Consider the following 5442-nt stretch of genomic DNA (forward strand, 5'->3'; position numbering starts at 1 on the left):
GCATATCGGAGAACGCGCAACTTTCTTTGAATATCTTGTTTGGCTTTTAAGTTCATTTGGGATCCTTTGTTTGAAAAGATTTATATACCAAATCTGTCAACCAAAGTCCCAATTTTCATAAAATTTAGCTGAATACAATCTCGAGCGATTGCAACAAAAATGGAATGGCAGCTATCCTTTGGCAGTTAAGCCATGGGTATTTCATTGGGAAAACTTAAAGACGTTTTTTGAATTTTCTACTCCAATTCGCCGTATTATTTATACGACGAATGCAGTAGAATCCCTTCATAGGCAATTTAGAAAAGTCACTAAAAATAAAGCTGTTTTTCCATCAGATGAGGCTTTATTTAAAATGCTTTTCTTAGCGGCTAGGGATATCTCTAAGAGATGGACAATGCCGAATAGGGAATGGAAAACAGCCATTTCTTATTTAGCACTTGCTTATGGAGATCGACTGGGTATAGCTAATGGCTAAAACAATTTACACAGAAAAATTGACAGACTCAGAAAATATTTTAACAAATTTATTCAAATCTTTTCTCGCATTCTTTAATATATTGTTTGATGGTCTCGGTTCTGTAACCGTTAGCTAATAGTTGATTAAAGCATTCAAGCGCTTTAAATGGACTTTTTTCTACAAACCTTCCCCATAAATAGTAACGACCAATTTGAAAAAGTGCATCTAAATCACCTGATTGAGCCGCGAGTTGATAGTATTTGAAAGCTTGCTCATAGGACTGCTTAATTTCTCCTTCATAAATCTCGGCTAACTTTCTTTGAGCGGAAGGGTTACCTTGATCAGCAGCGAGTTTATAATAATAGATGGCTTGATTAAAGTCCTTTTCTACCCCTGCCCCATAAACATAAGAGTAAGCCACAAAATATTGACCATTTGGATCTCCTTGATCAGCTGCCAATTTGTAATATTTAAAAGCATTTTCATTAGATTGCTTAACACCATTTCCTAAAGCATATAATTCTCCTATTTTATAGTAGGCTGTGGCATTTCCTTGATTGGCAGCGAGTTGATAATATTGAAAAGCTTGTTCATAGGATTTTTCTGTTTCACTAAAGAGACCGCATTTTAGCTGGCAATTAGGATCTTGTCTTTCAGCTCCTAATTTAAAATATTTAATAGCTTCACTATTTGACTGTTCTAATCCTATTCCGTGCTCATAATAAATTCCTAAGTCATATATAGATTCTTGATCTCCTTGCTCAGCCGCTAATTTGAGGTAGTGTCTAGCTTCGTCGTAATTTTGTTTTTCTTCATACAATGCAACGAGTGCCCGATAGGCTGGTAATAATTTTTGATCGGCTGCTAATTTCAAGTACTTGAAAGCATCTTCGGTGGATTGTTTAATGCCTCTTCCTGATAAATAGCATATCCCTATATTGTACTGGGCTTCAGCCAATCCTTGATCAGCAGCTTTTTTACAATACTTGAAAGCATCATATTCAGATTCCTTAGTTCCTCTTCCAGTCCAGTAGAATGTTGCTATACATAATTGCGCTTCTAGGTCTCCTTGATCAGCTCTTTCTTTTAAAAGATAAAAAGTTCGCTCTTCATCCTTCATGGTTTCGAGAGCTTGGATAACCTCCTGATTAGTTTGAGCTAAATTATAATATCGCTGTGATTCTTCTTCTGATTTTTCCAAACCAAAGCCTTTAGCAAAAGCTTCAGCAAGCGCAATCTGAGATAGTGAGTCATTTTGAGAAGCTCCAAGTTTGAAATACTCAATTGCTTTGGCAATAAAAGCGTCATCTTTCATTTTTTTATAGCAATTTCCTGCATGATAATAACCGGAAGTTAATCCGTTTTGAGCGGCAAGAATGTAATAATTAATAGCCTTTTCAAGAGATTGCTTTGTTCCAATGCCGTTTTCGCAGCATTCTCCTAATATTTCTAGGGCATATGGTGACCCTTGATTAGCAGCTAATTGGTAATAATAGAATGCTTGCTTCGGAGACTTTTTTAATTCTAGTTCTTCTTTCAAATAGGCGTCTCCTAGCCTGATTTGTGCTAATAAGCATCCTCCTTCTGCGGCCATCTTGTAATAATAAAGAGCATTTTGAAAAGATTTTTTGATCCCTATACCCTGTTCAAAGCATTTGCCTAAATTGTGTTGAACTGTTGAAATTAAGGACGAATTACTCTCCGAGCCAAGTTGTATAATCAATTTGAAATAGTCAACGGCTTCATCTTCATGCATTTTATTCTTAATAAATAGTTCGGCTAAGGAATACATGGCTAGCGTGTTTTGTTTTTCAGCGGATAGTCTATAATAATAAATAGCTTGTTCTATTGATTTTTCAATGCCATTTCCTTCAGCGAAGCACTCAGCTAGATGAAAAAAACCAATTGGGCAATTTTGGCTTGCAGATAACTTATAATAATGAATGGCTTGTTTTATTGACTTTTCAACACCATTCCCATTTTCGAAGAGCCATCCCACTCCAGCCTGATATTCAGCATCTCCTTGGTCAGCGAGTTGTTTGTATAATTTGAATCTTCTTTGATGAAATAAATTTGCTTTTTTTACTGATTTTTCAACGCCAATCCCTTTTTCATAAGCATCTGCTAAATAAGACCAAGCACTCAAACATCCAGCATCAGCTGCTAATTGATAATAATAGATCGATTTTTCTATGAATTTATTTTTAGCATATAAGGCTCCTAATTTGGCCATAGCTCCCGCATCATCTTGATTTGCAGCTAATTCATAGTAATAAAAAGCTTGTTGGAGATTTTTTTTAATTCCTAGGCCATATTCGTATAAAAGAGCTAAACGAAACTGGGCCCTAGCCAGTCCTTGATCAGCGGCTAATTTGTAGTATTGAAAAGCTGATCGATAAGATTTTCTAATACCCTTTCCTTCCTCATAACATATACCAGTTATAAACTGGGCCTCTGCTAATCCTTGATCAGCTTCTAGCTTCCAGTTGCTAAAGGTTTCTTGTTCTGTGAAGCTTTGAGATTGAGAAAATATTAAATTAATATGTTTATGATGGATACTAATAGCATCACATAATTCCCAATAAATCACTTCTTGTTTTTTCATCGAGAGATATTCTAGTGACATTTTCGCATCTCCTATCATAAATCTAAAAATGGAAAAGATTATTTAATAGAGACTTTAATGACTCGCTATCTTAAAAGCGTGAGTTTTAAGATAAGATTGGTTTTGATTCGAGATAATCGAATGAACAAGGGTTTGTTCTTTTATGCTATCACGTAATATTTCAAATTTTTGAATATATTTTTGAATAATTAAATGCTTATTTTCCCAAAATTCCCTATCTTTTTCCTCCGCTCTCTCTTCTTTAATCCTTTCCATCTCTCTTTGTTTTTTTACGAGAATGCTAAGCATCTTTAATACATTTATTGCAACCTTCTCTACAAACAAGGGATCCGTGGATTTAGCCTTGGGAATTTCATCTATTTTGTTTTTCAGAAGATTGCTTAATATATGAGAGCTGGCTTCATTAATTTTCTTTGAGTCTTCATTACGTCTGTGTTGCTTTTGCTGAGAATCCACACTTTGAATATATTTAAATATTTGTTGGCAAATAGAATTAATTTCTTCAGGAGAGAATTTATTAATTTTAATGTTATCAACATTTATTTTCTCGATTTCTTCTCCTTTATTATTATTAATTTTAATTTCCTTGATGTTATGCTTTTCAAGTAAATCAGCATAGCGAGCTGCTAATTTAACCTCTGTCTCTCCTTGATCATTTTGCTTTATATGAGCAAAAGCTTCATTTTGAGCTGCCCAAGCTAATTCTTTTAAAGTTTCTTGACTATGCTCTTCATCTAGACTTATTCTTTTAAAATTTAAGCTTAGATCGGTTCGATCAGGGATATCTTTTAGTCTATGAAGTAATTCAACAGTGGCTGGGGGAAAATAAGTAATATGAGTAGAGCTAGTAGTTGCTTTTAATATCTCTAGAGGAGGTTTTATAAATTCGTCTGCTTGAACTGGTGAAGCGGCTTCTTGTTGTTGAGAAATTGTAATTTGTAGGGGAGCATTAAATGTGTCTTCTTCTTTGCTTGCCAAAAAATCTTCTAAAGAATCTCCATCATTTTTTGCTAGACTAGCATATACCTGATCATCTAAGGAGGTTAGGTTAACACCTTTATCTTCATTTAAAAAATTTTCTAGGAAATCATCTTCTTCAAGAGGACTGTTGTTTTGTTTCTCTATGGGAGGATCATTATATAGTTCGAGATCTTTAAAAGAAATAAAAGTAAAAGAGTGAATATTTAAACTCGGAACAGAATTACTCTGAAAATCGTGAGATATATTTTGATTTTGATTTTCAGAGTAAATTCCATTATTTGCTTTGTTTATTGATTCTTGCTCTAAATTTGATGAAACTAACGCATTAGTATTATATGAAAAAGAAGAATTAATCATAATCTCACCTTGCTTATCATATAATATTAATTATATCATGCAATAATAAAAAATAATAAATAATTTACATTAGCTTCATTTTTTGCATATATCTTATATATTGTTCATCAGAAGCATAAGATCTCATTTTAACATCTCCATCAATGACAAGTAAATTATTACCAGATTGAACAACAATATTTGTAATGTTGTGTTTTTGAAAGGCTTGAAGTAAATTATTTTTGATAGTGATAGACTTCACCTTATCCTGTTCTACTTGCAGAACTGCCATTCTACCTTCAGCAACTGTTTTCCCTATATATTTTGGATCAATATCATTTAAAATAGAAATCACAAAAGCTGTACACTTATTATTTTCCTTTTTAACTTCTAAATAATCTCCTGTTAGAGCTACAGTAATAAAACCATTAGGTAGCAGAGATTGATCGAGATAACCAGATTGAAATGAAGATGTTGAGGGTGAATTAGGAACAATGCTTGTCATATTTTTTCTCCTTTTAAAATTTTCTTAAATTCCTTAATTTAAGCAATAAAAACTCTACTATTATAAAGAATTTGTAAATTCAAGACAATAGATAATCTATTTATTTGAAATAAAACATATTTAATGTCAATAAAATATTATTTTACACTCCTTGTCCAATAGAATGTGCTTTAAAGTCTGAGTCAACGATTTTCATCAAGAAATCAACAAAACGATCAAAATTAGCTTTGGCATCATCCCTTGATTTAGCGGTATTTTCTGCATATTTATTCAATACTTGCAGATATCCATCATTCATCGTTTTAAGCGCATCGATGGCTCCTTCCTTGCCAATCAAACCGGCTTGAATGGTTTGACTGACACCGTTAATTGAGTTTTTAATGACTTCATTATTCAAATCGGAAAGACGGTTAAGTTCTTGAGTTCTCGTCTGAATTTGGCTTTGCTGCCAAACGGATGTTCTCATTTCAGCTAATTTTTCTTGAGCTTGAGTCAATTCCTTTGAAGCGTTAGGGAAAGTAGAAGGATCATTCGAAA

At 33.3% G+C, this 5442-nt stretch carries 4 protein-coding genes and 1 pseudogene; 1 reads left to right on the plus strand and 4 read right to left on the minus strand.

Annotation, left to right across the window (positions count from 1 at the left end; genetic code table 11):
* Nucleotides 1-124: 124 nt before the first annotated feature.
* A pseudogene (locus BN3769_RS03165) lies at nt 125-475 on the plus strand (transposase); the annotation flags it as partial.
* A gap of 49 nt (nt 476-524) precedes the next feature.
* Here the strand turns inward: BN3769_RS03165 and BN3769_RS03170 are convergent.
* From BN3769_RS03170 to BN3769_RS14900, 4 genes are all read right to left on the minus strand, one after another.
* Nucleotides 525-3083 (minus strand): SEL1-like repeat protein, encoded by a 2559-nt coding sequence (locus BN3769_RS03170; protein WP_195155538.1) that lies wholly within the window; start codon nt 3081-3083, stop codon nt 525-527.
* A gap of 54 nt (nt 3084-3137) precedes the next feature.
* Nucleotides 3138-4421: a hypothetical protein gene (locus tag BN3769_RS03175; RefSeq protein ID WP_068467511.1), complete on the minus strand. Its 1284-nt coding sequence runs from the start codon at nt 4419-4421 to the stop codon at nt 3138-3140.
* 64 nt (nt 4422-4485) lie between these two features.
* A complete protein-coding gene (locus BN3769_RS03180) occupies nt 4486-4905 on the minus strand; it encodes a hypothetical protein (RefSeq protein WP_068467513.1) in 420 nt (139 codons plus the stop codon).
* Between the two features lie 142 nt (nt 4906-5047).
* A partial coding sequence (locus tag BN3769_RS14900) for a hypothetical protein (protein ID WP_195155539.1) occupies nt 5048-5442 on the minus strand: 395 nt, incomplete at its 5' end.

The sequence above is a fragment of the Candidatus Protochlamydia phocaeensis genome (genome assembly GCF_001545115.1).
Taxonomy (GTDB): Bacteria; Chlamydiota; Chlamydiia; order Chlamydiales; family Parachlamydiaceae; genus Protochlamydia_A; species Protochlamydia_A phocaeensis.